The following is a 24,872-nucleotide window of genomic DNA, read 5'->3' as shown; positions in this document are numbered from 1 at the left end:
CGTTTGGCTTACTCGACAGGTACTTCAACAGGCGACTGTTTCGGCGTGTTGTCTTCATACTCTTGCGCAGCCTTCAGGGCATCGGCGTCAGCCTTGGCCTTGTTGTCGGCGATCTGCTGCAACTCCGCCAGTTTTTCCGGGGTGAGCAGTTGCAGGCGAGTCATCATGCGCTGAACCAGCTCACGACGCATTTCCTTGCGGACCTGGAGGGTCTCGGAGTCCGAACCCACCAGGTTGTTGCCGTCGTGGCTCACAACTTTCTGCACCTGGATCTTGTCGCCCATCAGCGGCAAGTTATCGCGGCCCTGTACTTCGAAGCTGACGGTGGTGGCCAACTCGATGTCGGACGCGCGGCCGGCACTGGCGTAGCTGATGTTGCGCTGGGTTTCGCGCTCATCGACCAGGTTCAGCTTGTAGGTAGCGCCGGTATAGACATGCACGCCGGCGTTTTCCAGGCTCTGGCGCAGCTGAGTCACGGTTTCGCCATAGGCGTTACGCGCGCTGACGTCGAGTTCCTTGAGCGACAATTCATTGGTGCCGGTGCCGCGCAGCTGGAAGCCGCAAGCGCTCAACAGAACGGCCAGGCCCATTACCAGCAGATTGCGTTTGATCATGTTGTTGCTCCCCTTGAAACCAGGCGGGCCTTATCGAGGCCCTGAAGGTTTAGTTCGGCGCAGGGCTCAAGCCCTGCGCCCGATCCGATTTAGCTGGCGACGATATTGACCAGTTTTCCGGGCACTACGATCACTTTGCGGATCGTCAGGCCTTCGGTAAAGCGCAGCACGTTCTCGTTGCAGCGTGCAGCCGCTTCGACTTCTTCACGGCTGGCGCTGGCCGGCATGTCGATCTGGCCGCGCAGTTTGCCATTGACCTGGATCACCAACTGCAGCGTGTCCTGTACCAGCGCGCTGTCATCCTGCACCGGCCAGCGGGCGTCGATGACGGCACCGCTGTGGCCCAGGCGGCTCCACAGTTCGTGGCTGATGTGCGGCGTGATCGGCGCCAGCAGCAGGGTAACCGTTTCCAGGCCTTCCTGGATCAATGCGCGGTCCTGTGCCGTGGCCTGCGGGGCTTTTTCCAGCACGTTCATCAGCGTCATCACTTGGGCGATGGCGGTGTTGAACTTGTGGTTCTGCCCTACGTCCTGACTGGCCTGGCGGATAGCCAGGTGGGTGCTGCGACGAATGGCTTTCTGTTCATCATTCAAGGTCGCGACGTCCAGCTTGCCCGGCAAGCCCTGGCTGACGTGGGCATGGGCCAGACGCCAGACGCGCTTGAGGAAGCGGTGCGAGCCCTCGACGCCGGAGTCGGACCATTCGGCGCTCATGTCGGGCGGCGAGGCGAACATCATGAACAGGCGGCAAGTGTCGGCGCCGAACTGATCGATCATCGATTGCGGGTCGACGCCGTTGTTTTTCGACTTGGCCATCTTTTCGGTGCCGCCGATTTCCACCGGCAGGCCGTCGGATTTGAGCTTGGCGCTGATGACCTTGGCTTTGCTGTCACGCTCGAGCTCGACGTCCGCCGGGTTGAACCAGGTGTAGGCGCCATTGGCTTCGCGGCGGTAGTAGGTCTCGGCGATCACCATGCCTTGGGTCAGCAGGTTCTTGAACGGCTCGTCGGAGCTGACCAGGCCTTCGTCACGCATCAGCTTGTGGAAGAAACGTGCGTACAGCAGGTGCAGGATGGCGTGTTCGATACCGCCGATGTACTGGTCCACCGGCAACCAGTGGTCGGCTGCGGATTTCTCGACCAGGCCACCTTCATAGTGCGGCGAGGCGTAGCGGGCGTAGTACCACGAGGACTCCACGAAGGTGTCCATGGTGTCGGTTTCACGCTTGGCAGGCTGGCCGCATTTCGGGCAGCTGCATTCGTAGAACTCGGGCATGCGCGCCAATGGCGAACCGGCGCCGTCCGGTACGACGTCTTCGGGCAGGACGACCGGCAATTGGTCTTCCGGTACTGGCACGTCGCCACAGCTTTCGCAGTGGATGATCGGGATCGGGCAGCCCCAGTAGCGTTGACGACTGATGCCCCAGTCGCGCAGGCGGAACTGGGTGCGCGAGGCACCGAGATTTTTCTTGATCAGGGCGACTTCGATGGCGTCGAAAGCGCCCTGGAAGTCCAGGCCGTCGAATTCGCCGGAGTTGATCAGCTCACCGTGCTCGCCATAGGCGTCCTGCCACGGGGCCGGGCTGGTGTCGCCCGCGCTGGTGCGTACCACCGACTTGATCGGCAGGCTGTACTTGGTGGCGAATTCGAAGTCGCGCTCGTCGTGAGCGGGGACTGCCATTACAGCGCCATCGCCGTAATGCATCAGCACGTAGTTGGCGACCCAGACCGGCAATTTCTCGCCCGTCAGCGGGTGCTCGACGAACAGCCCGGTCGGCAGGCCTTTTTTCTCCTGGGTGGCGACGTCGGCTTCGGCCACGCTGCCGCCCTTGCATTCGGCGATGAACGCCTGCAGCTCGGGGTTGTTCTGTGCGGCCTGGGTAGCCAGCGGGTGTTCGGCGGCCACGGCAACGTAGGTCGCGCCCATCAGGGTATCGGGACGGGTCGTGAAGACCTTGAGTGCGCCCGCTTCGCCGATCGAGTCGACGTTGTACGGGAACTGCACTTCCATGCCCTTGGATTTGCCGATCCAGTTGCGCTGCATGGTCTTGACCTGTTCAGGCCAGCCCGGCAAGTCGTCCAGACTCGACAAGAGTTCATCCGCGTAAGCGGTGATCTTGAAGTAGTACATCGGGATTTCGCGTTTTTCGATCAGCGCGCCGGAGCGCCAGCCGCGACCGTCGATGACCTGTTCGTTGGCCAGTACGGTCTGGTCGATCGGGTCCCAGTTCACGGTGCCGCTTTTTTTGTAGATCACGCCTTTTTCGAACAGGCGAGTGAACAGCCATTGTTCCCAGCGGTAGTAGTCCGGCTTGCAGGTGGTCACTTCGCGGGACCAGTCCACCGCCAGGCCCAGGCTGCGCAGCTGGGTCTTCATGTAGGCGATGTTTTCGTAGGTCCACTTGGCGGGCGCCACGTTGTTTTTCATCGCGGCGTTTTCCGCCGGCATGCCGAAAGCGTCCCAACCCATGGGTTGCAGAACGTTCTTGCCGAGCATGCGCTGGTAGCGGGAAATCACGTCGCCGATGGTGTAGTTACGCACGTGCCCCATGTGTAGCTTGCCGCTGGGGTAAGGGAACATCGATAGGCAATAGAACGTCTCCTTGCCTGGCTGTTCGCTGACTTCAAAGGACTTTTGCTCGTCCCAGAAGGTTTGTGCGGCATTTTCTATTTCGCGGGGCTGATATTGTTCGTGCATGGCTACTTTTGAACTGGATAGGGGTGGCCTAATCCTCTTCGGTGCAACGTTCGGGTTGATCGACACCAAAAGCGGCGCGTCCATGCCCAAACCCTGCGGGAAGTGGAGTTACAGGAAGCGCCGTAGCATACATGACCCCACTCTATCGAGGGAAACCCTGATTGCGCAGGCCAGGCCGTCTGTCGCGGCACCGGGCAGGTGCAGCCACGGGGGCTACGCTGTTTATTGGGGAGCAAGTATTTCTTCAATGAGGTGAGGGGATGGCTGAATCGCAGCGAACTTTGACGAAACCGCAGTTATATGAAGGACTGATCGACCGTTTGGGTCGGGCATTGGATGCCGCAAGAACCGCAGGCCGATTGCGTGATGAACGGCCTCTGGAACTGGAGTTGCGAGGCTTGAGCCAGGCAGAGCTTGAACTGATCAAGCGCTATCTGGAATTGCACCACCAGCGCGCCGCTCATGGGCCGGCATCCCCGCCAGTCCACGAGTCGCCTCGTTCGGCCAAGGTAGTGTGGCTGAAGGATCTGGCGGCCGGTCGCAGCCCGGAAAATGTCCGGTCGATACGGTGCAAGTGACCCCGCGTTATCCGTTGATGTTTACAAAATATGCTCGTAAGGATTGTTGCTGAACCCCGTTGCATCTAGGCTTCGGGCATCTTTGGAGATGCCCGATGCCTTTTCGTTATTTCATTAAACAATTGTTGTTGCCACCCGGTATTTTCCTGCTGTTGCTGGCGCTTGCCTGGTGGTTTCGCCGCAGTCGCCCGCGCCTGGCCGGGTGTTGCTTTGCCTTGGGATTGGGCGGGATGTGGTTGATCAGCCTGCCGGTGATGGTGCAGTGGGGCGCACATGCCCTGGAGACAGCGCCGCCGTTGGCCCGCGAAGACTGGGCAAACCTGGCCCAGCGCGCCGATGCGATTGTGGTGCTGGGCTCCGGTCGTGAGCGCGGCGACCTTGCGTGGGGCTCTGACCAGCCCACCGGTATCGGCCTGGAGCGTGAGCGTTACGCGGCGCGTCTGGCCAAGGCATCCGGGTTGCCGGTGTTGACCACCGGCGGCCTGCACTACGGCACACCGCCCAGCGAGGCGGAGCTGATGGCGGTGTCGATGCAGGATGACTTCGGCGTCACGGTGCGCTGGAAGGAAGAGCGCAGCCGCACCACCTGGGAAAATGCGCAGATGAGCGCCGAGATTCTGTTGCCTCAAGGCATCAAGCGCGTGGTGGTGGTGACCCAGGCGTGGCACATGCCGCGTTCGGTGTGGAGCTTTGAGAAGGCCGGCTTCACCGTGGTGCCCGGGCCGGTGGGGTTTCTAGGCGTGGATCACGGTCGACCGCTTGGCGGGTGGATGCCGGAGGTCAAGTCGGTGTGGCAGAGCGGGCAGTTGATCAATGAGGCGGTGGGGCAGGTGGGGTATAGGTTGTTCTACAGGTAACACCGCAGGACAAATGTGGGAGGGGGCTTGCCCCTGATAGCAGTGTGTCAGTCAGTACATTTGATACTGATACACCGCAATCGGGGGCAAGCCCCCTCCCACATTGGTTATGTGTTGGCCGTCAGACGGTTTTGGCCATGCGGGCGGCCAGCAGCGCCCAGCCAAACAGCAGCAGGCACACAATGATCAACGGCCACGAGCGCCATTGCAGGTAAGGCGTCAGGTTGTGCATCGGCACCACTTCCCCATAAAGAATGCCGCGCTCGAATTGCGGGATCTGGGCGGTGATCTGCCCAAACGGGTTGATCAGGCCGGTCACGCCGTTGTTGGTGGCGCGGATCATCCAGCGTCCGGCTTCAAGTGCACGCATCTGCGCCATTTGCAGATGCTGCAGCGGGCCGATCGAGCGGCCGAACCAGGTATCGTTGCTGATCGTCAGCAGCAGGTCGCTCTGGGCCGACAGGCCGGCAGCGAACTCCGGGTACACCACTTCATAACAGATGAACGGCGCAATCTGATAACCCTTGGCCTGGAGCATGGGTTGGTCGGATGGGCCGCGGGCGAAGTCCGACATCGGCAGGTCGAAGAAGGCGATCAACCCGCGCAGCATATCCTGCAGCGGCACGTACTCACCGAACGGCACCAGCTTCTGCTTGAGGTAGGTGCCGTCACCTTCGCCGACCACCGTGATGCCGTTGAAGTAGCGCTTCTCGTGGCGCACCTCCTCGCGAATCGGTACCCCGGTGATCAGTGCGGTATTACGCTCGGCGGCAAACTTGCCCATCATGCCCAGGTAGCCTTCGACCGACTCCTTGAGTACCGGTACGGCGGTTTCCGGCCACACCAGCAGATCGACGCGTTTGGAGCTCAAACTCATGTCGCGGTACAGCGCCAGTTGCGCGTTGAGCTGCTCGGGGTCCCACTTCATGCTTTGTTCGACGTTGCCCTGAATGGCGGCCACGCTCAGGGGCGGGCCGGAGGGCGAGGTCCAGGCGTGATGCTTGAGCGCCAGGCCGATGGCCCACGGCGCGACGAGCAGCACCAGGCCGGCCGCGATAAAGCTGTTGCGCTGGCCCGCCAGCAGGCGCGGCAGGTTGCACAGCAGGGCGGCGGTCAACGCCAGTGCGAACGAAATCAGCCACATTCCGCCCAATGGCGCGAGGCCGGTCAGCGGGCCATCGAGTTGACTGTAGCCCGAATACAGCCACGGGAAACCGGTGAGGAACCAGCCGCGAAAGGCTTCCTGGCCGACCCACAAGGCCGCGAACGTCAGTGCATCGGCCAATGGCGCTTCATTGCGGCGCAGCCAGCGCGCCCACAACCAGGCGGGCAGGGCGAAGAACCAGGCGATGGCGGCGGTGAACAGCAGCATCAGGAACCCCGCCAGCAGCACCGAAGCGCCGCCGAAGTGGTGGATGCTGTAGTAGATCCAGCTGGTGCCGGCGCCAAACAGGCCGAAACCGAAACACCAGCCGCGGCCCAGGGCCTGCCGGGGTGTGAGCTCACGCAGGCCGATATAGAACAGACCGACCGCTACCAGCGCCAGCGGCCAAATATCGAACGGCGCCAGCGCCAGGGTGGTGATGGCGCCGGCCACCACGGCCAGCAAATTACCGGGCCAGCCGGGGCGGGTCAGACGGCGCATATCAATCCTTAGCGGGAAACAGGTGTCAGGCGAATCAAGTGAATCCGGCGGCTATCGGCATTCAAAATGCGGAAGCGATAGGCGCCGATCTCAGTAGTCTCGTTACGCTTGGGCAGGTGCCCGAACGCACTCATCACCAGGCCGCCGACGGTGTCGAACTCATCGTCGGAAAATTCGCTGTCGAAGAACTCATTGAAGTTCTCGATGGGCGTCAATGCCTTGATCAGGAAGTCGCCGCTGGGCAGTGGCTTGATGTAGCTGTCTTCTTCGACGTCGTGCTCGTCTTCGATGTCGCCGACGATCTGCTCCAGTACGTCTTCGATGGTCACCAGGCCGGCCACGCCGCCGTATTCGTCGATCACAATGGCCATGTGATTGTGGTTGGCGCGAAATTCACGCAGCAGCACATTCAGGCGCTTGGATTCAGGCACGAAGGTGGCCGGGCGCAGCAGGTCCTTGATGTTGAAGTTGTCGCCGTTCTCCTTGAGGATCAGCGGCAACAGGTCCTTGGCCAACAGGACGCCCATGACGTCGTCATGGCTTTCGCCGATCACCGGGTAGCGCGAGTGCGCCGAGTCGATCACGGCTGGGAGGAATTCCCGTGGGGTCTGGGTCGCCTTGATGCTGATCATCTGCGAGCGCGGCACCATGATGTCGCGTACTTGCAGGTCAGCCACCTGGATGGCGCCTTCGACGATGGCCAGCGCTTCGCTGTCCAGCAACTTGTTCTGGTGGGCCTCGCGCAGCAGCTCCAGCAGCTCCTGGCGGTTTTTCGGCTCGTGGGCAAAAGCCTGGGTCAGTTTACCCAGCCATGACTTTTGCCCGTTGCTCGATCGGTCTTCGCTCATAGCGATTACTCTAAATCCTTTGATATGACAGTTGAGTGTTGATCAGTTTTCGTCGTCTGCGTACGGGTCGCGATGCCCCAGTTCTGCAAGCAACGTTCGTTCCAGTGCTTCCATTTCCTCGGCTTCGTCATCGTCTATATGGTCGTAACCCAAGAGATGCAAGCAGCCGTGGATGACTAGATGGGCCCAGTGGGCCTCAAGTTCCTTGCCTTGTTCGCGCGCTTCGCGTTCCACCACGTCGACGCAGATCACCAGGTCGCCCAGCAGCGGGATATCCAGGAATTCGTCGGGGATGTCGGCGGGGAAGGACAACACGTTGGTCGCGTAGTCCTTTTGACGCCAGGTGTGGTTCAGTGCTCGACCTTCCGGCTCATCCACCAGACGGATGGTCAGTTCCGAGTCGGCAGTGCGCTGGCGCAGGGCCAGGGCGCACCATTGACGAAACTGTGCTTCGCTGGGGGCGGGCGCTTCGCTGGCCAGTTGCAGGTCAAGCTCAAGCATCGCGGCGCGTGTCCTGGGTCGGTACGTCGTCCTTGTGGTCGAAACGCTCGTAGGCTTCTACGATGCGCTGCACCAGTGGATGGCGCACCACGTCCTTGGGCATGAAGTGCGTGAAGCTGATGCCCGGTACATCCTTGAGCACCTCGATCACCTGCGCCAGCCCCGACTTGGTGCCCTTGGGCAGGTCGACCTGGGTGACGTCACCGGTAATCACGGCCGTGGAGCCGAAACCGATACGGGTGAGGAACATCTTCATCTGCTCGACCGTGGTGTTCTGGCTTTCGTCGAGGATGATGAAGCTGTTGTTCAAGGTGCGACCGCGCATGTAGGCCAACGGGGCGATTTCGATCACCTGACGCTCGATCAGCTTGGCCACGTATTCAAAGCCGAGCATCTCGTACAGCGCGTCGTAGAGCGGGCGCAGGTACGGGTCGATCTTCTGGGCCAGGTCGCCGGGCAGGAAGCCGAGTTTTTCACCCGCTTCGACCGCCGGGCGCACCAGCAGGATGCGGCGAACCTGTTCGCGCTCCAGGGCATCCACCGCGCACGCCACGGCCAGGTAGGTCTTGCCGGTACCGGCCGGGCCGATGCCGAAGTTGATGTCGTTGCCGAGGATTTCCTTGACGTACTTCTGCTGATTCAAGCCGCGCGGGCGAATCATGCCTTTTTTGGTACGCAAGGCCACGCTGGCTTCGGCCACCGGGTTGTTGGCCAGGTCTTGCACGGCGGATTCCTGCAGGTACAGGTGCACCGTTTCCGGCGACAGCTCACTGCCCTTGGTTTCGCGGTAGAGGCGACGCAGCAGGTTTTCCGCAGACGTGGTGTGTTGGGGTTCACCAATAAGCTCGAACTGATTGCCGCGGTTGCGGATCTCGATGCTCAGGCGTTGTTCGATCAGGCGCAGGTGCTCGTCGAACTGTCCGCACAGGTTGGCGAAACGGCGAGCCTCAAACGGCTCGAGGAGAAAACGATGGGGTTCTACTGTAGGTGCGTTCAAGGTCGCTTTTAGCCGCCCTTTGGCTGTTGAGGTGAAACAGAGAATAACGCCAGTGGCGCGGGTACGAAAGCACTTACGTCATCGGAATGTTGCATGGATTCAATGTGGGAGGGGGCTTGCCCCCGATGGCGGAGTGTCAGCCGGCACATTTGGTACTCAGACACCCCAATCGGGGGCAAGCCCCTCTCACACCAGTTCTGCACTTGCCTTGGCAGCCGGGGTCGTCAGTTGATCAGCGAACCGCGCAACGAGTGCGGTTGCGCCGCATCGATGTGTACATCGGCAAACTGGCCGATCAAGGTCGGGTTGTCGCAGCGGAAGTTGACGATGCGGTTGTTCTCGGTGCGACCCTGCAATTCGCCGGGGTCCTTTTTCGAGTAATCGGTCACCAGGATGCGCTGGATCGAACCGACCATTTGTCGGCTGATCTCGAAACCCTGCTGATTCAGCCGATGTTGCAGCGCATTCAAGCGTTCTTTTTTCAAGGCTTCCGGGGTGTCGTCCGGCAGGTCGGCCGCTGGGGTGCCCGGGCGCTGGCTGTAGACAAACGAGTAGGAGAAGTCGAAGCCGACGTCCTCGATCAGCTTCATGGTCTGCTCGAAGTCTTTCTCGGTTTCGCCAGGGAAACCGACGATAAAGTCCGAGCTGATGCAGATGCCTGGCACTGCGGCGCGCAATTTGCGCAGCTTGGATTTGTACTCCAGGGCCGTGTGGTTGCGTTTCATGGCCGACAGGATGCGGTCCGAGCCCGACTGCACGGGCAGATGCAGGTGTTTGACCAGCTCCGGCACGTCGGCATGGGCCTGGATCAGGCTGTCGGAAAACTCCAGCGGGTGCGAAGTGGTGTAGCGGATGCGCTCGATGCCATCGACGGCGGCAACCACGCGGATCAACTCCGCCAGGTCAGCCAGGCGCCCATCGTCGGTCTGGCCACGGTAACCGTTGACGTTCTGGCCCAGCAGGGTGACTTCACGCACGCCGTTTTCGGCCAAATGGATGATTTCCGACAGCACATCGTCAAACGGCCGGCTGACTTCTTCGCCACGGGTGTAGGGCACCACACAGAAGGTGCAGTACTTGCTGCAGCCTTCCATCACCGACACGTAGGCGCTTGGCCCGTCGATGCGCGGCTCGGGCAAATGGTCGAATTTCTCGATTTCGGGAAACGACACGTCCACTTGCGGCAGCTTGGTGAGGCGCGCGGCGTCGATCATTTCCGGCAGGCGGTGCAGGGTTTGCGGGCCGAAGACCACGTCGACATAGGGTGCGCGGTCGCGGATCGCGGCGCCTTCCTGGCTGGCCACGCAACCGCCGACGGCGATCACCATGTCCGGGTTGGCCAGCTTCAATTCGCGCCAGCGGCCCAGCTGCGAGTACACACGGTCCTGGGCCCGCTCGCGGATCGAGCAGGTATTGAGCAGGATCACGTCGGCATCTTCGGCGCGGGCGGTGACTTCCAGGGCCTGGTGTTCGCCCAGCAGATCGACCATGCGCGAGCTGTCGTACTCGTTCATCTGGCAACCGTGGGTTTCGATGTAAAGCTTCTTGGCCATGGGTATCGTCAACTGGTGGTAAAGAACCGCGCATTATAGGGGGCATGCCCATTGGTTCCTAGCGCTGTGCATCGGGTGCCATGCTATAGTTCGCGCCCTCTTTTATATCCGCGATGTGTTGCTCGCCCGCCATGACCAAACGTGAAGCTCCAATCTACAAGGTGATTTTCCTCAACCAGGGCCAGGTGTTCGAAATGTACGCCAAGCAGATCTATCAAAGTGATCTGTGGGGCTTTCTGGAGGTGGAAGAGTTCGTCTTTGGCGAGCGGACCCAATTGGTCGTCGACCCGGGCGAAGAAAAGCTCAAGGCCCAGTTCGAAGGCGTGGTGCGCAGCTTTGTGCCGATGCATTCGATCGTGCGCATCGATGAAGTCGAGCGCCTCGGCACGCCGAAGATCAGCGAGGCGCGGGGCACCAGCAATGTGATGCCGTTTCCGATGCCGATGCCGGAGAAGTAGGCTTTCAATGCCACTGAAGATTCAGGGTAGGGGTGAAAAGGGCGAACGCCCATCGGCGCTCTGCAATTCCTGCAGGTAATTGCGGAAGATCTGCCCCAGCACTTGAGTTGCCACTTCCAGTTCATCGCGCTGCATGTGCTCGGCCACTTCGTCGGCAGTGTCCAGCGCGTCTTCGGCGCCATTGACTGCCGCCATTTTCAACACGATGTAGGCCTGGACGTTATTGGCCGGCACACCTTCGCCACGGAAGAACATGTTGCCGAGCTGGAATTGCGCCTGGGCGTGGCCCTGCAGCGAAGCTTTTTCGAAGTAGCTCAACGCTTTGTTGAGGTCGACGGCCGGGTTTTTACTGTCGTGGAAGTACTCGCCCAACTCGTATTGCGCTTGCGCATCCCCTTCGTCAGCCTGTTTCTGGCACGCGCTCAGGGCTTCGGCCTGGGTGTCGGGCTGGGTATTAAGGGTGCAACGACCCATCGCTGGGATTAACAACGAGTTGCCGCCTGCTTGTGCATGCGCCAGCAGCGGCTGAAGGAGCAACAGGCAGCCCAGAACCAGGGTGCGGCCGGTGCGTTTCATGGGAATCGACTTACCTCTGACGGGGCGCGCGGACCCTCGGTGGAGTCCAATAAGCGCGCATTATGAAATAAGCAGGCCTCTGCTTACAAAGTCTTTACTCGTTTTTCTGCTGCTTGGGCAAGTTATCTGCCGGATTGCAGGGAAATTCTCGAAAAAACCGGGAAATCTCTGTAGGCAAAGTAGCAAATCTGACGCCGACACGGGCAGCGTCAGATGATTGCCATCCCTTATTTCAGGGCCGCGAAGGCGCGCTCGGCCGCATCCAGGGTCAGCTTCAGCTCGGCTTCGCCATGGGCGATCGACGTGAAGCCGGCTTCGAAGGCACTCGGTGCCAGGTACACGCCGCCTTCGAGCATCAGGTGGAAGAAGCGCTTGAACAGGTCGGCATCGCTGCCCATGACGTCATCAAAGGTAACGATGTCGTCGGCGCCGCTGAAGTACAGGCCGAACATGCCGCCGGCTTGCGTGGTGACGAACGGGATACCGGCGGCATCGGCGCGCACCTGCAGGCCGTCCAGCAGGCGGGTGGTGTAGTCGGTCAGCTCGGCATGGAAGCCCGGACGGCTGATCAGGCGCAGGGTGGTCAGGCCGGCCGCCATCGCCAGCGGGTTACCCGACAGCGTGCCGGCCTGGTAGACCGGGCCCAGCGGGGCGATGTGCTGCATGATCTCGCGCTTGCCGCCGAAGCAGCCCACCGGCATGCCGCCGCCGATGATCTTGCCGAAGGTGCTCAGGTCCGGCGTGACGCCGTAGTGCGCCTGGGCGCCACCGAGGGCGACGCGGAAACCGGTCATCACCTCGTCAAAAATCAGCACCACGCCGTGCTTGTCGCACTGCTCGCGCAGACCTTCGAGAAAGCCTGGGGCCGGCGGGACGCAATTCATGTTGCCGGCGACCGGCTCGACGATGATGCAGGCCACGTCCTGGCCGACGTCAGCGAGCATCTGCTCGACGGCAGCGATGTCGTTGAACGGCAGGGTCAGGGTGTGTTTGGCGAAGGCCGCCGGCACGCCGGCCGAACTCGGTACGCCCTGGGTCAGCGCGCCGGAACCGGCTTTTACCAACAGGCTGTCGGAGTGGCCGTGGTAGCAACCTTCGAACTTGATGATGCTGTCGCGACCGGTGAAGCCTCGGGCCAGGCGGATTGCGCTCATGGTGGCTTCGGTGCCGGAGCTGACCATGCGCACCATTTCCATCGACGGCACGATCGAGCAGACCAGGTCGGCCATCTCGGTTTCCATCGCGGTGGGGGCACCGTAGGACAAACCGTGCTGCAGCTGCTGGCGAACGGCGTCCAGCACGTCCGGGTGGCTGTGACCGAGGATCATCGGGCCCCAGGAGCCGACGTAGTCGACGTAGCGCTTGTCATCTTCGTCGGTGACATAGGCGCCTTCGGCATGTTTGAAGAACAGAGGCGTGCCGCCCACGCTCTTGAACGCACGCACGGGGGAGTTCACACCGCCGGGGATGTGTTTCTGGGCATTGGCAAACAGCGTTTCGGAACGGGACATGGTGGAAGTCTCTCTGAAATCAAATCTTGAGAAGGGCATTGAAAGCACGGGCACGGCGCGTGACTTCCTGGGGGCTGTCGGCGCCGAACAGGCCGTGCACCACGGCGAGCAGGTCGGCCCCGTGGGCCACCAGCGGTTCGGCGTTTTCCAGGGTGACGCCGCCGATCACGCAAATGGGCAGGTGCAGGCGTTTGCGCGCCTCGGCCAGCATGTCAACGGTGGCGGCCGGGGCGCCGGGTTTGGTCGTGGAATTGAAGAAGCGACCGAAGGCGACGTAACTGGCGCCTTCCTTCGCGGCCTGTTCGGCCAGTTCGATCTGGCTATGGCAGGTGGCGCCGATGATCGCTTTGGAACCGAGCAGCGCCCGGGCCGGGGTCAGCGGGCCGTCGGTCTGCCCCAGGTGCACGCCCACGCCCAGGCGCGCGGCCAGTTCGGCGTCATCGTTGATGATCAATTGGGTCTTGTAGCGCGAGCACAGCTCCCGCAGCTTTTCCGCCTCTCGCAGGCGGCGCGCTTCGTCGCTGCTTTTGTCGCGGTACTGCAACAACGTCACGCCGCCGTCCAACGCCGCTTCGACGTAGACGAGGAATTTGCCGGCCAACAGTTGGCTGTCGGTAATGGCGTAAAGGCCACGTAGTTTCATCGGGCAGGCCTCTCGGTATTAAGAGCAGAAATCCAGCGGCAGACGGCGAGGCACGAACTGGCCCTGACCGAGTCGTTCGGCGTCACGCAGGGTGCGCCAGGTGTAGTCGAGTGCCGACTGCACGGCGCTCACCAACCCTTCACCCTGGGCGATTCGCCCGGCAAGGGTGCTGGCCAGCGTGCATCCCGAGCCGTGATAGCTGCCGGGCAAACGCTGGCACGTATAGGTATGACGGCTGCCGTCGCGGCTGTACAGGCGATTGTGCACTTCGTGCTCATCGCCGTGGCCGCCGGTGATCAGCAGGTGCTTGATGTAGGGCAGCAGCTTCTCGGCGCATTCGTCGGCGCTGCCGTCAGGCAGTTCGGCGAGCATGCGTGCCTCGGGCAGGTTGGGCGTGGCGATCAGCGCCAGGGGCAACAGCCGCTCGCGCATCGCATAGCCGACCTCATCCTTGCCCAGGCTGCCACCGCCGCCGGCACGCAGCACCGGGTCGCACACCACCGGCAGGTGCGGGTGCGCCTGCAGCAGTTCGACCACGGTGTCGACCATGGCGGTGGAACCCAGCATGCCCAGCTTGACCGCCGCGACTTCGGAGTCGCCGAGCACGGCGTTGGCCTGGGCCAGCACCCACTCGCGGTCGAGCACACGAAAGTCACTGACATTGACGGTGTTCTGCACGGTCAGCGCGGTGACGGCCGTAGCGGCGTGGCAGCCCTGGGCGAGCAGGGCTTCGATATCCGCCTGCAAGCCGGCGCCACCACTGGGATCATGGCCGGAGAGACAGAGAACAACGGGGCGAGAGCTGTAGATATTCATGGTGCGCGAGCTTACCACCAAACGCTTTTTGCGTGGCTGTCCGGCGATAGCTGAATGTTGCGCTGCGCCGAGACGTTTCGTTTGGCTGACAATTGTCATCAAATGCGCTGAAAGCCTCGTCCCAGGGCCATCCGAAAAATAGTTCCAATGGTGTCCAATGGCCTTTACCGGCTATGCTAGAGTGGATCCAGACAACTTACTGTATTGCCGGTGTACGTCTTCTCAAAAGGAATGGGGGAGCTTTTTGCCATAACCGGTCAGGCCACGCTGGGGCTCTATGCGCTATTTGCTGATTTTATTATTGTGCGGGCTGCCGCTGCTGGCGGGCGCCGTCGAGTTCAATCAGAGCACCCGAAGCCTGCCATTGGGCCGGGTCATGCAAGTGCTCGAAGACCCAACCGGCGCCCTCACCATCGCCGACGTCAGCTCTCCTGCCTACGCCGCCCAATTCAGGACCCATGACAAGCCCACCCTCAATGCCGGGTATTCGCACTCGGTGTTCTGGCTGAAGGTCAACCTTCATTACACCGCCGTTGACCCACGCTCCCCGCGTACCTGGTTTCTGGAACTGGCTTACCCGCCGCTCAATCGCCTGGATCTGTACCAGAACGACGGCACCGGCAATTACCGCCTCACCACCCGCACCGGCAGCGCGTTAGCGTTTTCCAGCCGCGAGGTGCGACAGAGCAACTACCTGTTCAAGCTCAACTTCGTGCCCGACCAGCGGCAGACGGTCTACCTGCGCTTGCAAAGCCAGGGCTCGATCCAGGCGCCATTGACCCTGTGGGCGGGCACCGCCTATATGGAAGAGCAGCCGCTGCGCTTGTATGTGCTGGGCGCGATCTACGGCGTGTTGCTGGGCATGCTGATTTACAACCTGTTCATTTATTTGAGCGTGCGCGACACCAGCTACCTCTATTACATTCTCTACATTGCCTCGTTCGGCCTGTATCAACTGTCGGTCAACGGCGTGGCCGTGGAATACTTCTGGCCGAACAATCCATGGTGGGCGAATGCGGCGGTGCCGTTTCTGATCGGCGCGGCCGCCTTGTTCGGCAGCCTGTTCGCGCGCAGTTTCCTGCACACCGCGCAGCACAGCCGCTGGCTCGACCGCATCCTGCTGGCGCTGGCGGCCTGCGGCGGGCTGGTCATGGCGCTGGCGCTGCTGACCAGCTACGCGGTGGCCCTGCGTCTGGCCACCGGCCTGGCATTGGTATTCACCGTAACCATCTTCGTGACCGCGATCAAAGCCTGGTATTGCGGCCAGCGCATGGCGCGGTATTTCATCATCGCCTGGTCGGCGTTTTTGCTCGGAGGCGTGGTCAATACGCTGATGGTGCTGGGCTACTTGCCCAACGTATTCCTCACGATGTATGCCAGCCAGATCGGCTCGGCCATTGAAGTCGCGCTGCTGTCCCTGGCCCTGGCCGACCGCATCAACGGTATGCGCGAGCAGCAGGCGCAGATCCTGTTCGACGCCAGCCAGAAGCTCGAAGTGCTCAACCAGCAACTGGCCCGCAGCAACCGGCTCAAGGATGAATTCCTCGCCACCTTGACCCATGAGTTACGCACGCCGATGAACGGCGTGATCGGCTCCCTTGAACTGATGCAAACCGAATCCCTGGGCGACGACCTGGCGCAGTACCAGCAAACCGCCGCCGGTTCGGCGCGGGACATGATGCGCATGGTCAATGGCATTCTCACCCTGACGGAATTGCAGGCCGGCCGCCTGGTTGCTCGACCCCAGGCGTTCGGCCTGCGCGGCGCGCTTGAAACCTTGCGCCAACAGTTCATTCCCAGTGCCCAGGCCAAGGGCCTGGAGTTTTCCATTGACGTCGCCGATGCGGTGCCGGACCGCGTGATCGGCGACGCCGACAAACTGATCCAGTGCCTGGATTGCCTGCTGGACAACGCCTTCAAGTTCACCCACCACGGCGCGGTGCGCTTGCGTGTGGTGGGCATCCCCCAAGCCGATGGCAGCTTGCACCTGAGCTTTATCGTGACCGACACCGGTATCGGCTTCGCCTTCCTCGACGAAGCCACGCTGTACCAGCGCTTCTTCCAGCTCGACGGTTCGATGACCCGTGAATACGGCGGGCTGGGCATCGGCCTGGCGATTTGCCGACAGTTGATCGAGCTGGTGGGCGGGCGTCTCACCCATCATTCGGAACCACGCCGGGGCAGTCGCTTCCAACTGGAAGTGGACGTCAAGCCGATGCCGCCTGCGCCCAAGCCGGCCGGGCAGTCGCTCCCTGTGCAACGCGCGCCGCAGGATTGCACGGTGCTGCTGGTGGACGACAACAGTGTGGTGCAACTGGCGGTGCGGGGCATGCTGCTCAAACTGGGTTACCGGGTCAAAGCCGTGGATGGTGGTCCGGCTGCACTGACGGCTTTGCATGAGAACAGGTTTGATGCGGTGGTGCTGGATGTGCCTGAGGGCGGCTTCTCGTTGTGCTGTCAGATTCGTGCCTTGCCGGGCTGCGGTGAGTTGGCGGTGATCGGCATGAGCACTGCACCTAATGTCACAGACCGCGAGCGCTGCCATGGCATCGGCATGAGCGAGCACTTGGCCAAGCCGGTACGGTTCGAGGCGTTGCAGGCCGTGTTGGAGCGTCTCGTACTGTGTCCGCCAGAGGGCGAAAGCGCCGAGAGTTCGGCACGTATGCCACTTTTTTAACCTCGCAGACGTGCTTAACTGAAAATCAGGCCTCGATATCACGTGGTCTTTTTCCAGGAGGCCCGTCATGAACCTGCACCGGTTTGCCGAAACCCACGACGTCACCAACCAGCCACCGTCCCTGGACGGCACCAACCTGTATCGCATCGATCTGCCCCTGCAAGAGTGGTCGCGTCGCTTTGGCGCCGGCTGGGCCGAATCGCGTATCGATGCCTATGGTGCATTGGCCGGCGGGCCGCTGATGGAGGCCGGCTTCCTGGCCAATCAGAACAAGCCGGTGTTCAGCAGCCATGACCGTTATGGTCACCGGATTGACCTGGTGGAGTTTCACCCCGCCTACCACGAACTGATGCGCACCGCCGTCGAACACGGCCTGCCCTCGCTGCCGTGGGCCCATCCGCAATCCGGCGCCCACGTGGCGCGCGCGGCCATGACCTATTTGCACACCCAGGCCGAAGCCGGCAGCGGCTGCCCGCTGACCATGACCTTCGCCTGCGTCCCGGCCCTGCAGTTGCAGCCAGACCTGGCGGACATCTGGCTGCCGAAGATCCTCTCGACCCAATACGACCCGCGCAACATCGGCATTGCCCACAAAGACGGCGCCACAATCGGCATGGCCATGACCGAAAAACAGGGCGGCACCGACGTGCGCGCCAACACCACCCGCGCCTACCCGGTGGGCGCGGGCGGTCCGGGGCAGGCCTATGAACTGGTCGGCCACAAATGGTTCTGCTCGGCGCCGATGTGTGACGGGTTCCTCACCCTGGCCCAGACCGACAAGGGCCTGACCTGTTTCCTGCTGCCCCGGCATCGCCCGGATGACACGCGCAACGAGTTCTACATCCAGCGGTTGAAAAACAAACTCGGCAACTGCTCCAATGCCTCCAGTGAGGTGGAGTTTCGCGGCGCCCTGGCCTGGATGATCGGTGAAGAGGGGCGCGGTGTGCCGACCATCATCGAGATGGTCGCCATGACCCGCTTCGATTGCATGGTCGGCTCCAGCGCGCTGATGCGCCAGGCATTGACCCAGGCCAGCCATCACTGCGCCCATCGCTCGGTCGGCGGCCGCGTGCTGAGCGAACAGCCGCTGATGCAGAACGTGCTCGCCGACCTGGCCCTGGAAAGTGAGGCGGCGTTGGCCTTGAGCCTGCGCATGGGCCGCGCGCTGGATCACTTGGACGATGAACGGGAGGCCAAATTCGCCCGGCTGGTGACGGCGGTGGGCAAGTATTGGATCTGCAAACGGGCGCCGGCGATGATCAATGAAGCCGCCGAATGCATGGGCGGCGCCGGCTATGTCGAGGACAGCATCCTGCCGCGTCTGTACCGTGAGGCACCGGTGAATTCGACGTGGGAAGGTTCCGGCAACGTGCAATGCCTGGACGTGCTGCGGGCATTGTCCAAGGAACCCGGTGTGTTGGAAGCGTTGTTTGTCGAGCTGGGCGACGGGCATGGCGACCCCCGACTGGCGCGCCATATCGAGCGGTTGAAGTCAGCGTTCATGGACACCCAGGATATCCAATACCGCGCCCGTCAGCTCACCGAGGATATCGCCCTGGCGTTGCAGGCCAAGTTGTTGCTGGAGGCCGGCAATGCGGCGGTCAGCGATGGGTTTGTGGCCAGTCGGTTGGGTGAGTCATCGGGCCGGGTCTACGGCGCCTTGCCGCGAGGGGTGGATGTGGAAGCGCTTGTAGCCCGTTCAACCCCGCCATTTCCTTGAATGAACGCGGTCAAGTGTGGGAGGGGGCTTGCCCCCGATAGCAGTGTGTCAGCCACTGCATCTGGTGGCTGATACTCAGCCATCGGCGGCAAGCCCCCTCCCACATTATCAACAGCATTCCAATCCGACTGTTTCAGTGGAGCCTGGATACAGGCAAGATAAAGGCCTGCAAGTCCAGAACACAGGATGCTTACCGTGACCGAAGCTTTTGTTGTCGTTCAAACCGCTGAAGAAGCCGTGGATCGGCTGGCGGCCCTGCATGAGCGTGCGACTGGCGCGCTCAATCAAGCCCTCAAGCAATACCTCAAGGACCGCGTCGAACCCGACGCCGAGCAACGCGCGCTGTTTCGCTACCCGGAACTGCGCCTGACCTACCACTGCCACGGCGAAGTCCCACAGACCACCCGGGCCTATGCCAAGGTGCAATTGCCGGGGACCTACAGCGTTACCGTCACCCATCCGGCTGCGTTCCGTAAGTACCTGCTGGAGCAACTGGTGCCGCTGATGCACGACTTCACTGTGACGGTGGAAGTGGGCGTCAGCCAGCAGAACATTCCGTACCCGTACGTGGTGGAGCAGGGCGACGAACTGGCCGGTTCCGGCGTGACCGCCGCGACGCTCGCCCGCGTGTTCCCCAGCACCGACTTGTCCGCCGCCACCGATGGCATCGCCGACGGTCTCTATGACTGGGAAAACACCGACCCGCTGCCCCTGGCCCTGTTCGACGCGGCGCGTGTGGACTTCTCCCTGCGCCGCCTGGTGCACTACACCGGCAGCGACTGGCGCCATGTGCAACCGTGGATTCTGTTGACCAACTACCATCGCTACGTTGACCAGTTCATCCTGCATGGCCTGGAGCAACTGCGCAGTGACCCTCGCTTTATCCGCATGGTGCTGCCGGGCAACGTAGTGATCGACAAGAGCATGGACCACGGCGAAGCCTCGGCGATTGCTGCCGGTGTGGTCTGGCACCGCTACCAGATGCCGGCCTATCACCTGCAGGCCACTGACGGCCATGGCGTGACCCTGGTGAATATCGGCGTGGGCCCGTCCAACGCCAAGAACATCACCGACCACCTGGCCGTGCTGCGCCCGCACTGCTGGCTGATGATCGGGCACTGCGGCGGGCTGCGCCAATCCCAGACCATCGGCGACTACGTACTGGCCCACGCCTATATGCGCCGCGACGGGATTCTCGACCGCGTGGTACCGCCGAACATCCCGATCCCGGCCCTGGCCGAGGTGCAACTGGCGCTTCAGCAAGCGGCGGCGCACGTCACCGGCGAAAAAGGCGAAGAGCTGAAAAAACGCCTGCGCACCGGCACCGTATTGACCTACGACGATCGCAACTGGGAACTGCGCTGGGCCCAGGAACGACCGCTGATCAACCTGTCCCGCGCCGTGGCGGTGGACATGGAAAGCGGCACCATCGCCGCCCAGGGTTACCGTCTGCGTGTGCCGTATGGCACGTTGTTGTGTGTGTCGGACAAACCGCTGCACAGCGAGATCAAGTTGCCGGGTTCGGCCAACGCGTTCTACGAGCGCGCCGTCAGCCAGCACTTGAAGATTGGCATCGAAGCCGTCGACCTGCTGCGCACCGAACTCAACTCGCTGCACTCGCGCAAACTGCGCAGCTTCGACGAGCCGCCGTTCCGCTAAGCGGTTGGGATGGTCATTTAGCGGTCAGGCCACTAGCATTGTGAGTCCTGACCGTTAGATGTTCCTTTGCCATGTCCCGTCCCACCCGTCCCGATGCACGCCGCCCCGGCGTGAAACCCCCGCATGCAGGCCCGCGCCGTGTCGCCAAGGCGCCGCCGGCCGAGCCAAAGCTGATCCTGTTCAACAAGCCTTTCGATGTGCTGACCCAGTTCAGTGACGACGGCGGGCGCGCGACCCTCAAGGATTTTATCGATATCCCCGGTATCTACCCGGCCGGCCGCCTGGACCGTGACAGCGAAGGCCTGTTGCTGTTGACCAACGACGGCCAGTTGCAGGCGCGCATTGCCGACCCCAGACACAAGCTGGCGAAAACCTACTGGGTGCAAGTCGAAGGCGAACCGACCGAAGAACAACTGCAACGTCTGCGCGAGGGCGTGGAGCTTAACGACGGCATGACCTTGCCCGCTGAGGCCCGGCAGTTGGACGAGCCCGAATTATGGCCGCGCAACCCGCCCGTGCGCTTTCGCAAAAGCGTGCCCACGCATTGGTTGGAATTGGTGATACGTGAAGGGCGCAATCGCCAGGTGCGACGCATGACTGCGGCCGTGGGCTTGCCGACGTTGCGCCTGGTGCGGGTGCGTATAGGCGACTGGTCTATCGAAGGCCTTGATCAGGGCCAGTGGAGGGCAGTACCGGCGCGTTTATAAGGCGCCGGACTCGATCAGGCCGATCACCACGCTTTTGATGATGAACGCCGCTACGCCCAGGCCCAGCACGAAAAACAGGATGAACGAGCCAAAGCGCCCGGCCTTGGATTTCTTCGCCAGGTCCCAGACGATAAAACCCATGAAAATAATCAGGACAGTGACCAGGCCGGTCATCATCCATTCTTCGAACAGGGCGGGATCGATGTTGTTCATGGGCGCTTCCTACAAAGGCAGGCGGGAAGTATACGGCAGCGTCACAGACACACATTGACCTGGGTCGAAACACAATCCAAATGTAGGAGCGAGCTTGCTCGCGAAAAACGTCAACGATACCGCGTGCTTTCTGAATGAACGCGGCGCCTGTGAGTTTTTCGCGGGCAAGCTCGCTCCTACAACAAGCAAGCCCCTCGAACTTCGTTGTTCTCAGGTACGCAGGTGGGTCAATGGCAGTTCGGTGCTGTTGAGCACCTGGTTCAACACAAAGCTGGAACGCACGCTGGTCACGCCTTCAATCCGGGTCAGGTGCCCCAGCAGCAGCTTCTGGTAGTGATCCATGTCCGGCACCACCACCTTCAACTGATAGTCGGCGTCCATCCCGGTCACCAGGCTGCATTCCAGTACCTGGGGCAAGGTACGGATGGCCGCTTCGAAATTCTCGAAACGTTCCGGCGTATGCCGGTCCATGCCGATCAGCACATAGGCGGTCAGGCTCAGGCCGAGCATCTTGCGGTCGAGCAACGCGACCTGCCGGGCGATGTAGCCATCGTCTTCCAATTGCTTGACCCGGCGCGAGCAGGGCGAAGGCGACAGGCCGATACGCTCGGCCAGCTCCTGGTTGGAGATCCGCGCGTCACGCTGCAATTCCGCCAAAATACTCAGGTCGTATCGGTCAAGCTTGCTCATTGGGTTGGCCTTTGTCGTAACTATTGCGGTGAATTATCCATGAAGGGTTAAAAATTGCGCAAGCACTGTTTATTGACGCAATCTTCGCAATCATCCGTCGGACGTGTGCCTGTATCGTTATCAACAGAATCACCGCCTGGACAACAGTCCACTGCAGCCCGCCCAATCAGGCGCGCTGCGGCCGCCACCCCAGCAGGGTTGAGCCGGCCTCCAGGCTGCACACTGTCCACCAGACGGCGTGAGGTGAGCCAACGTCAAAAGCGTTGAGCCAGGACGAAATTCTCAAGGGGTGGCCGACGGGTCACCCCTTTTCTTTTGCGTTCAAGAAAATAGTGCTCGTGACTGATAACCTGTCTCAGAACCGGGCGAGGCTTTCCCAGTCTCATGAACAAGCCCTAACCCGCAGTGAGGAAAAGCATGAAGCGCATCTGGCGTATGGCAGGTGTTGGTTTGCTGGTGGTCAGCGTCGGCACGCAGGTAATGGGCGACGAGCGCGATAACTCACCGGGCCAAGGGCCGCGGCCGCAGGGCGGTGGCCAGCATGAGCGGGGGCCTGAGGGGGGAGGTCGCCCGGAAAACAATCAGCCACGCCCGCAGGCCCCGCAGGTTGATCGCGGCGGCCACAATGGCGGCGGCCAATGGCAAGGGCGCCCGCCGGTCAATGAACCGGGGCGACCGCAGCCGCAGCCATCCAGTAACCTGCCGATCCAGGGCCGGCCCGATACCGTGCGCCAGACCCAGGAGCCGCGCCAGGGTTACTACCGCGACATTCCCCGGCGTAACGACGACAACCGGCACTGGGAGGCCGGCGGTCCCGGTTCGCGCCCCGGCTACAATGGACATCCCAGTGATAACCGCTGGGATAACCGCTGGCCTGGCCGCCCCGATGGGCATGGCAACGGCTGGGGCCCGGGCCCGCAGTATCGCCCCGGCTATATCGTCGACCGTTTCCCGGAGCGCAATTACCGTGTGCCGTATCGCGGCCAGGATTACTTTTTCTCCGGCGGTTACTGGTACCGTCCACAAGGCCCTCGTTATGTGGTGGTAAGGCCACCGTATGGCATCCGGGTGCAGTATTTGCCGGACTACGCCCGTGAAGTCTGGGTGGGCGGTTCGCTATTGTTCCTCGCGGCTGGCGCCTACTACGCCTACGAACAGAACACCCAGCAATACGTGGTAGTGGAACCGCCGGCGCAGGTGCCGGCGCCTCAGCCTGCGCCACAAGGCAATGGCTATAACGTGGTGGCCTATCCTGCCAACGGGCAATCCCCGGCTCAGGTACAGCAGGACGGTTACGACTGTTATCGCTGGGCCGCGCAGCAAAGCGGCTTTGACCCGCAGACCGCTACCTACGCCCCCGACCCGGCGGTGGTGCAAACCTACCGCCAGGCCCAGGGTAACTGCTTGAGCAGTCGTGGTTATCAGGTTCAGTAGTAGGGTTTTAAGCTACAAGCTACAAGCTTGAGGCTTGAGGCTTGAGGCTTGCAGCTTGCAGCTTGAGACTTATAGCTGATCCGCAGGATCCGCATGCACCAGCACTTCGGCCTTCGGGTAGGCTCGGTGAATGGCGTCGGCGGCCTGGTCGCTGATGCCGTGGGCCACGGACAACGTCAATTCTCCCGGCAGCTCCAGGTGCAACTGCACGAACCAGTGGTTGCCCGACACCCGCGTGCGCAAGTCATGGGCACCCAGTACGCCGGGTACGCCACGGGCCAGGTCCAGCATGTGCTGGCTGATATCGGCCGGCAGCTCCTCGTCCATCAGCACGGCAAAGCTTTCCCGGGCGATCTGAATGGCGCTCCACAGGATGTAAGCGGCGATCCCCAGGCCGAACCAGGCGTCCACCTGATGCCAGCCGAAACCGGCGAGCACCAAGGCCACCAGGATGCTGCCGTTGAGCATCAGGTCGGAGCGGTAATGCAGCGAATCGGCGCGCACGGCGTTGGAGCCGGTTTCGCGGATCACCCGGTGTTGCAGCATCAACAACGCTACGGTCAGCACCAGTGAGAACACGATCACGCCAATGCTCAGCCAGGGCGCGCCCACGGGTTCAGGGTGCTGCAGGCGTTGATAGGCCTGGAGGGCGATCAACACTGCACTGGCGCCGATAAACAGCGCCTGGGCCATGCCCGACAGGGACTCCGCCTTGCCGTGACCGTAACGGTGATCATCATCGGCAGGGCGCAGGGCGTAGTGCACCGCCAGCAGGTTGAGCAGCGAGGTCACGCCATCGAGCAGCGAGTCGGTCAACCCGGCGAGCATGGCCACCGAACCACTGAACCACCAGGCGATGGCCTTGGTGACGATCAACACACAGGCCACGCCCACCGAGGCGCGGGTGGCCAGGCGCAGAAGCCTGGCGTGTTCGGGACTGCTGGTCATGAACTGTCCTTATGCGGCGGGTTGCAGGCCCAGGGACGCCAGTTGGTGCACGCTGCCCTTGAACTGGATCAGGCGCGGGTCGTCCAGCGGCAAGGTGCGGCCGGTTTCCGTCTGGATGATGCTTTGCAGCTTGGCGTTATCGACCTTGCCGTCGGCGCCGATGGCTTCGTGCAGTTTTTCCGGCGCGACCTGGGCGGTCTTGCCCGGTTCGAAGTAGATCGCCCCCGTGGCGAAGTCGACGCCGAACGCGATCAGGCCCGGGATCACGTAGAACAGCAGGCCGACTGCATCGAGCACGGCAATCGCCGGGTCGATCTTGCCGTCGATCTGGCCGCGCCGATCCGGGTAGAAAATCGAACCGCAGGCGGTGAGTTGGCTCAGCAGCGTGACGGCCAAGACGCCGCCGATGACACGGGAAGCGATACGCATGAAAAAGTCTCCTGAACATATTTAAGGGTGACTATAAGCCAGTTCTGCCAGACGCCGATGCTCCCACACTCGACTGCATTCACAGTCCAGACAGTGGGTGTT

Annotated in this window: 23 protein-coding genes; 8 read left to right on the top strand and 15 right to left on the bottom strand. The window is 62.0% G+C overall.

The window, feature by feature from the left end:
- Positions 1 to 8 precede the first annotated feature (8 nt).
- Positions 9 to 614 carry an LPS assembly lipoprotein LptE gene (gene lptE / locus PspCFBP13528_RS14850; RefSeq protein ID WP_065952065.1) on the bottom strand — a complete coding sequence of 202 codons (606 nt, stop codon included), beginning with the start codon at positions 612 to 614 and terminating at the stop codon, positions 9 to 11.
- An 89-nt stretch (positions 615 to 703) separates the two neighbouring features.
- On the bottom strand, positions 704 to 3,310 hold the full coding sequence (gene leuS / locus PspCFBP13528_RS14845; RefSeq protein ID WP_065952066.1) for a leucine--tRNA ligase: 2,607 nt from the start codon (positions 3,308 to 3,310) through the stop codon (positions 704 to 706).
- Positions 3,311 to 3,570: 260 nt separating this feature from the next.
- On the opposite strand from leuS, the gene PspCFBP13528_RS14840 reads away from it, so the two are divergent.
- Entirely contained in the window at positions 3,571 to 3,888 is a 318-nt protein-coding gene (locus PspCFBP13528_RS14840; protein WP_137200484.1) for a hypothetical protein, read from the top strand.
- A gap of 95 nt (positions 3,889 to 3,983) precedes the next feature.
- A complete protein-coding gene (locus tag PspCFBP13528_RS14835; protein WP_065952068.1) occupies positions 3,984 to 4,745 on the top strand; it encodes a YdcF family protein in 762 nt (253 codons plus the stop codon).
- 121 nt (positions 4,746 to 4,866) lie between these two features.
- On the opposite strand, the gene lnt is transcribed toward PspCFBP13528_RS14835, so the two are convergent.
- The 5 genes from lnt to miaB all read right to left on the bottom strand — a co-directional run bounded on the left by lnt (position 4,867) and on the right by miaB (position 10,289).
- A complete protein-coding gene (gene lnt / locus PspCFBP13528_RS14830; protein WP_101219633.1) occupies positions 4,867 to 6,390 on the bottom strand; it encodes an apolipoprotein N-acyltransferase in 1,524 nt (507 codons plus the stop codon).
- An 8-nt stretch (positions 6,391 to 6,398) separates the two neighbouring features.
- Positions 6,399 to 7,238: an HlyC/CorC family transporter gene (locus PspCFBP13528_RS14825; protein WP_065952070.1), complete on the bottom strand. Its 840-nt coding sequence runs from the start codon at positions 7,236 to 7,238 to the stop codon at positions 6,399 to 6,401.
- A gap of 42 nt (positions 7,239 to 7,280) precedes the next feature.
- Positions 7,281 to 7,739 (bottom strand): rRNA maturation RNase YbeY, encoded by a 459-nt coding sequence (gene ybeY / locus PspCFBP13528_RS14820; protein WP_137200483.1) that lies wholly within the window; start codon positions 7,737 to 7,739, stop codon positions 7,281 to 7,283.
- Complete coding sequence (locus tag PspCFBP13528_RS14815; protein ID WP_065952072.1) at positions 7,732 to 8,736, bottom strand: PhoH family protein; 1,005 nt, start codon at positions 8,734 to 8,736, stop codon at positions 7,732 to 7,734. The genes ybeY and PspCFBP13528_RS14815 overlap by 8 nt, the downstream gene beginning before the upstream one ends.
- A gap of 224 nt (positions 8,737 to 8,960) precedes the next feature.
- Positions 8,961 to 10,289 carry a tRNA (N6-isopentenyl adenosine(37)-C2)-methylthiotransferase MiaB gene (miaB, locus tag PspCFBP13528_RS14810; protein WP_065952073.1) on the bottom strand — a complete coding sequence of 443 codons (1,329 nt, stop codon included), beginning with the start codon at positions 10,287 to 10,289 and terminating at the stop codon, positions 8,961 to 8,963.
- A gap of 131 nt (positions 10,290 to 10,420) precedes the next feature.
- On the opposite strand from miaB, the gene PspCFBP13528_RS14805 reads away from it, so the two are divergent.
- Entirely contained in the window at positions 10,421 to 10,747 is a 327-nt protein-coding gene (locus PspCFBP13528_RS14805) for a DUF1820 family protein (RefSeq protein WP_003194436.1), read from the top strand.
- Between the two features lie 21 nt (positions 10,748 to 10,768).
- Here the strand turns inward: PspCFBP13528_RS14805 and PspCFBP13528_RS14800 are convergent, their stop codons facing one another.
- The 4 genes from PspCFBP13528_RS14800 to PspCFBP13528_RS14785 form a co-directional block, all read right to left on the bottom strand.
- Entirely contained in the window at positions 10,769 to 11,323 is a 555-nt protein-coding gene (locus PspCFBP13528_RS14800; RefSeq protein WP_065886862.1) for a tetratricopeptide repeat protein, read from the bottom strand.
- Positions 11,324 to 11,550: 227 nt separating this feature from the next.
- Positions 11,551 to 12,834 (bottom strand): glutamate-1-semialdehyde 2,1-aminomutase, encoded by a 1,284-nt coding sequence (gene hemL, locus PspCFBP13528_RS14795; protein WP_065952074.1) that lies wholly within the window; start codon positions 12,832 to 12,834, stop codon positions 11,551 to 11,553.
- A 19-nt stretch (positions 12,835 to 12,853) separates the two neighbouring features.
- On the bottom strand, positions 12,854 to 13,477 hold the full coding sequence (gene thiE, locus PspCFBP13528_RS14790; protein ID WP_065952075.1) for a thiamine phosphate synthase: 624 nt from the start codon (positions 13,475 to 13,477) through the stop codon (positions 12,854 to 12,856).
- A gap of 18 nt (positions 13,478 to 13,495) precedes the next feature.
- Positions 13,496 to 14,293 (bottom strand): hydroxymethylpyrimidine/phosphomethylpyrimidine kinase, encoded by a 798-nt coding sequence (locus PspCFBP13528_RS14785; protein WP_065952076.1) that lies wholly within the window; start codon positions 14,291 to 14,293, stop codon positions 13,496 to 13,498.
- 277 nt (positions 14,294 to 14,570) lie between these two features.
- Between PspCFBP13528_RS14785 and PspCFBP13528_RS14780 the strand changes: the two genes are divergently transcribed.
- The 4 genes from PspCFBP13528_RS14780 to PspCFBP13528_RS14765 all read left to right on the top strand — a co-directional run bounded on the left by PspCFBP13528_RS14780 (position 14,571) and on the right by PspCFBP13528_RS14765 (position 21,056).
- Positions 14,571 to 16,970, top strand: coding sequence for a hybrid sensor histidine kinase/response regulator (locus PspCFBP13528_RS14780; RefSeq protein WP_065952077.1), 2,400 nt, complete (start codon positions 14,571 to 14,573; stop codon positions 16,968 to 16,970).
- A 67-nt stretch (positions 16,971 to 17,037) separates the two neighbouring features.
- Positions 17,038 to 18,690: an acyl-CoA dehydrogenase family protein gene (locus tag PspCFBP13528_RS14775; protein WP_137200482.1), complete on the top strand. Its 1,653-nt coding sequence runs from the start codon at positions 17,038 to 17,040 to the stop codon at positions 18,688 to 18,690.
- 186 nt (positions 18,691 to 18,876) lie between these two features.
- Positions 18,877 to 20,349: an AMP nucleosidase gene (gene amn / locus PspCFBP13528_RS14770; RefSeq protein ID WP_162515428.1), complete on the top strand. Its 1,473-nt coding sequence runs from the start codon at positions 18,877 to 18,879 to the stop codon at positions 20,347 to 20,349.
- A 71-nt stretch (positions 20,350 to 20,420) separates the two neighbouring features.
- The gene (locus PspCFBP13528_RS14765; protein ID WP_065952079.1) at positions 20,421 to 21,056 is read left to right on the top strand and encodes a pseudouridine synthase; all 636 of its coding nucleotides are present in this window, start codon (positions 20,421 to 20,423) and stop codon (positions 21,054 to 21,056) included.
- Here PspCFBP13528_RS14765 and PspCFBP13528_RS14760 read toward each other — a convergent pair.
- Together PspCFBP13528_RS14760 and PspCFBP13528_RS14750 are read right to left on the bottom strand one after the other, a co-directional pair.
- Entirely contained in the window at positions 21,051 to 21,260 is a 210-nt protein-coding gene (locus tag PspCFBP13528_RS14760) for a DUF2788 domain-containing protein (protein WP_032884769.1), read from the bottom strand. The genes PspCFBP13528_RS14765 and PspCFBP13528_RS14760 overlap by 6 nt on opposite strands.
- 219 nt (positions 21,261 to 21,479) lie before the next feature.
- Positions 21,480 to 21,959 (bottom strand): Lrp/AsnC family transcriptional regulator, encoded by a 480-nt coding sequence (locus tag PspCFBP13528_RS14750; RefSeq protein ID WP_003194418.1) that lies wholly within the window; start codon positions 21,957 to 21,959, stop codon positions 21,480 to 21,482.
- 417 nt (positions 21,960 to 22,376) lie between these two features.
- On the opposite strand from PspCFBP13528_RS14750, the gene PspCFBP13528_RS14745 reads away from it, so the two are divergent.
- The gene (locus PspCFBP13528_RS14745; protein WP_137200480.1) at positions 22,377 to 23,393 is read left to right on the top strand and encodes a DUF6515 family protein; all 1,017 of its coding nucleotides are present in this window, start codon (positions 22,377 to 22,379) and stop codon (positions 23,391 to 23,393) included.
- Between the two features lie 69 nt (positions 23,394 to 23,462).
- On the opposite strand, the gene PspCFBP13528_RS14740 is transcribed toward PspCFBP13528_RS14745, so the two are convergent.
- Both PspCFBP13528_RS14740 and PspCFBP13528_RS14735 read right to left on the bottom strand, forming a co-directional pair.
- Entirely contained in the window at positions 23,463 to 24,341 is an 879-nt protein-coding gene (locus PspCFBP13528_RS14740; RefSeq protein WP_065952081.1) for a cation diffusion facilitator family transporter, read from the bottom strand.
- Between the two features lie 9 nt (positions 24,342 to 24,350).
- A complete protein-coding gene (locus PspCFBP13528_RS14735; protein WP_065952082.1) occupies positions 24,351 to 24,770 on the bottom strand; it encodes a polyribonucleotide nucleotidyltransferase in 420 nt (139 codons plus the stop codon).
- Positions 24,771 to 24,872 lie beyond the last annotated feature (102 nt).

The organism is Pseudomonas sp. CFBP13528 (genome assembly GCF_005233615.1).
Taxonomy (GTDB): domain Bacteria; phylum Pseudomonadota; class Gammaproteobacteria; order Pseudomonadales; family Pseudomonadaceae; genus Aquipseudomonas; species Aquipseudomonas fluorescens_AM.
Note: the sequence above shows the minus strand (reverse complement) of the source record. Positions and strands in the feature narration are given on the sequence as shown.

Bases quoted from the DNA above. Each gene is read 5' to 3' on its own strand.
- lptE (WP_065952065.1), bottom strand. From the start codon at position 614: ATGATCAAACGCAATCTGCTGGTAATGGGCCTGGCCGTTCTGTTGAGC.
- leuS (WP_065952066.1), bottom strand. From the start codon at position 3,310: ATGCACGAACAATATCAGCCCCGCGAAATAGAAAATGCCGCACAAACC.
- PspCFBP13528_RS14840 (WP_137200484.1), top strand. From the start codon at position 3,571: ATGGCTGAATCGCAGCGAACTTTGACGAAACCGCAGTTATATGAAGGA.
- PspCFBP13528_RS14835 (WP_065952068.1), top strand. From the start codon at position 3,984: ATGCCTTTTCGTTATTTCATTAAACAATTGTTGTTGCCACCCGGTATT.
- lnt (WP_101219633.1), bottom strand. From the start codon at position 6,390: ATGCGCCGTCTGACCCGCCCCGGCTGGCCCGGTAATTTGCTGGCCGTG.
- PspCFBP13528_RS14825 (WP_065952070.1), bottom strand. From the start codon at position 7,238: ATGAGCGAAGACCGATCGAGCAACGGGCAAAAGTCATGGCTGGGTAAA.
- ybeY (WP_137200483.1), bottom strand. From the start codon at position 7,739: ATGCTTGAGCTTGACCTGCAACTGGCCAGCGAAGCGCCCGCCCCCAGC.
- miaB (WP_065952073.1), bottom strand. From the start codon at position 10,289: ATGGCCAAGAAGCTTTACATCGAAACCCACGGTTGCCAGATGAACGAG.
- PspCFBP13528_RS14805 (WP_003194436.1), top strand. From the start codon at position 10,421: ATGACCAAACGTGAAGCTCCAATCTACAAGGTGATTTTCCTCAACCAG.
- PspCFBP13528_RS14800 (WP_065886862.1), bottom strand. From the start codon at position 11,323: ATGAAACGCACCGGCCGCACCCTGGTTCTGGGCTGCCTGTTGCTCCTT.
- hemL (WP_065952074.1), bottom strand. From the start codon at position 12,834: ATGTCCCGTTCCGAAACGCTGTTTGCCAATGCCCAGAAACACATCCCC.
- thiE (WP_065952075.1), bottom strand. From the start codon at position 13,477: ATGAAACTACGTGGCCTTTACGCCATTACCGACAGCCAACTGTTGGCC.
- PspCFBP13528_RS14785 (WP_065952076.1), bottom strand. From the start codon at position 14,293: ATGAATATCTACAGCTCTCGCCCCGTTGTTCTCTGTCTCTCCGGCCAT.
- PspCFBP13528_RS14780 (WP_065952077.1), top strand. From the start codon at position 14,571: ATGCGCTATTTGCTGATTTTATTATTGTGCGGGCTGCCGCTGCTGGCG.
- PspCFBP13528_RS14775 (WP_137200482.1), top strand. From the start codon at position 17,038: ATGAACCTGCACCGGTTTGCCGAAACCCACGACGTCACCAACCAGCCA.
- amn (WP_162515428.1), top strand. From the start codon at position 18,877: ATGCTTACCGTGACCGAAGCTTTTGTTGTCGTTCAAACCGCTGAAGAA.
- PspCFBP13528_RS14765 (WP_065952079.1), top strand. From the start codon at position 20,421: ATGTCCCGTCCCACCCGTCCCGATGCACGCCGCCCCGGCGTGAAACCC.
- PspCFBP13528_RS14750 (WP_003194418.1), bottom strand. From the start codon at position 21,959: ATGAGCAAGCTTGACCGATACGACCTGAGTATTTTGGCGGAATTGCAG.
- PspCFBP13528_RS14745 (WP_137200480.1), top strand. From the start codon at position 22,377: ATGAAGCGCATCTGGCGTATGGCAGGTGTTGGTTTGCTGGTGGTCAGC.
- PspCFBP13528_RS14740 (WP_065952081.1), bottom strand. From the start codon at position 24,341: ATGACCAGCAGTCCCGAACACGCCAGGCTTCTGCGCCTGGCCACCCGC.
- PspCFBP13528_RS14735 (WP_065952082.1), bottom strand. From the start codon at position 24,770: ATGCGTATCGCTTCCCGTGTCATCGGCGGCGTCTTGGCCGTCACGCTG.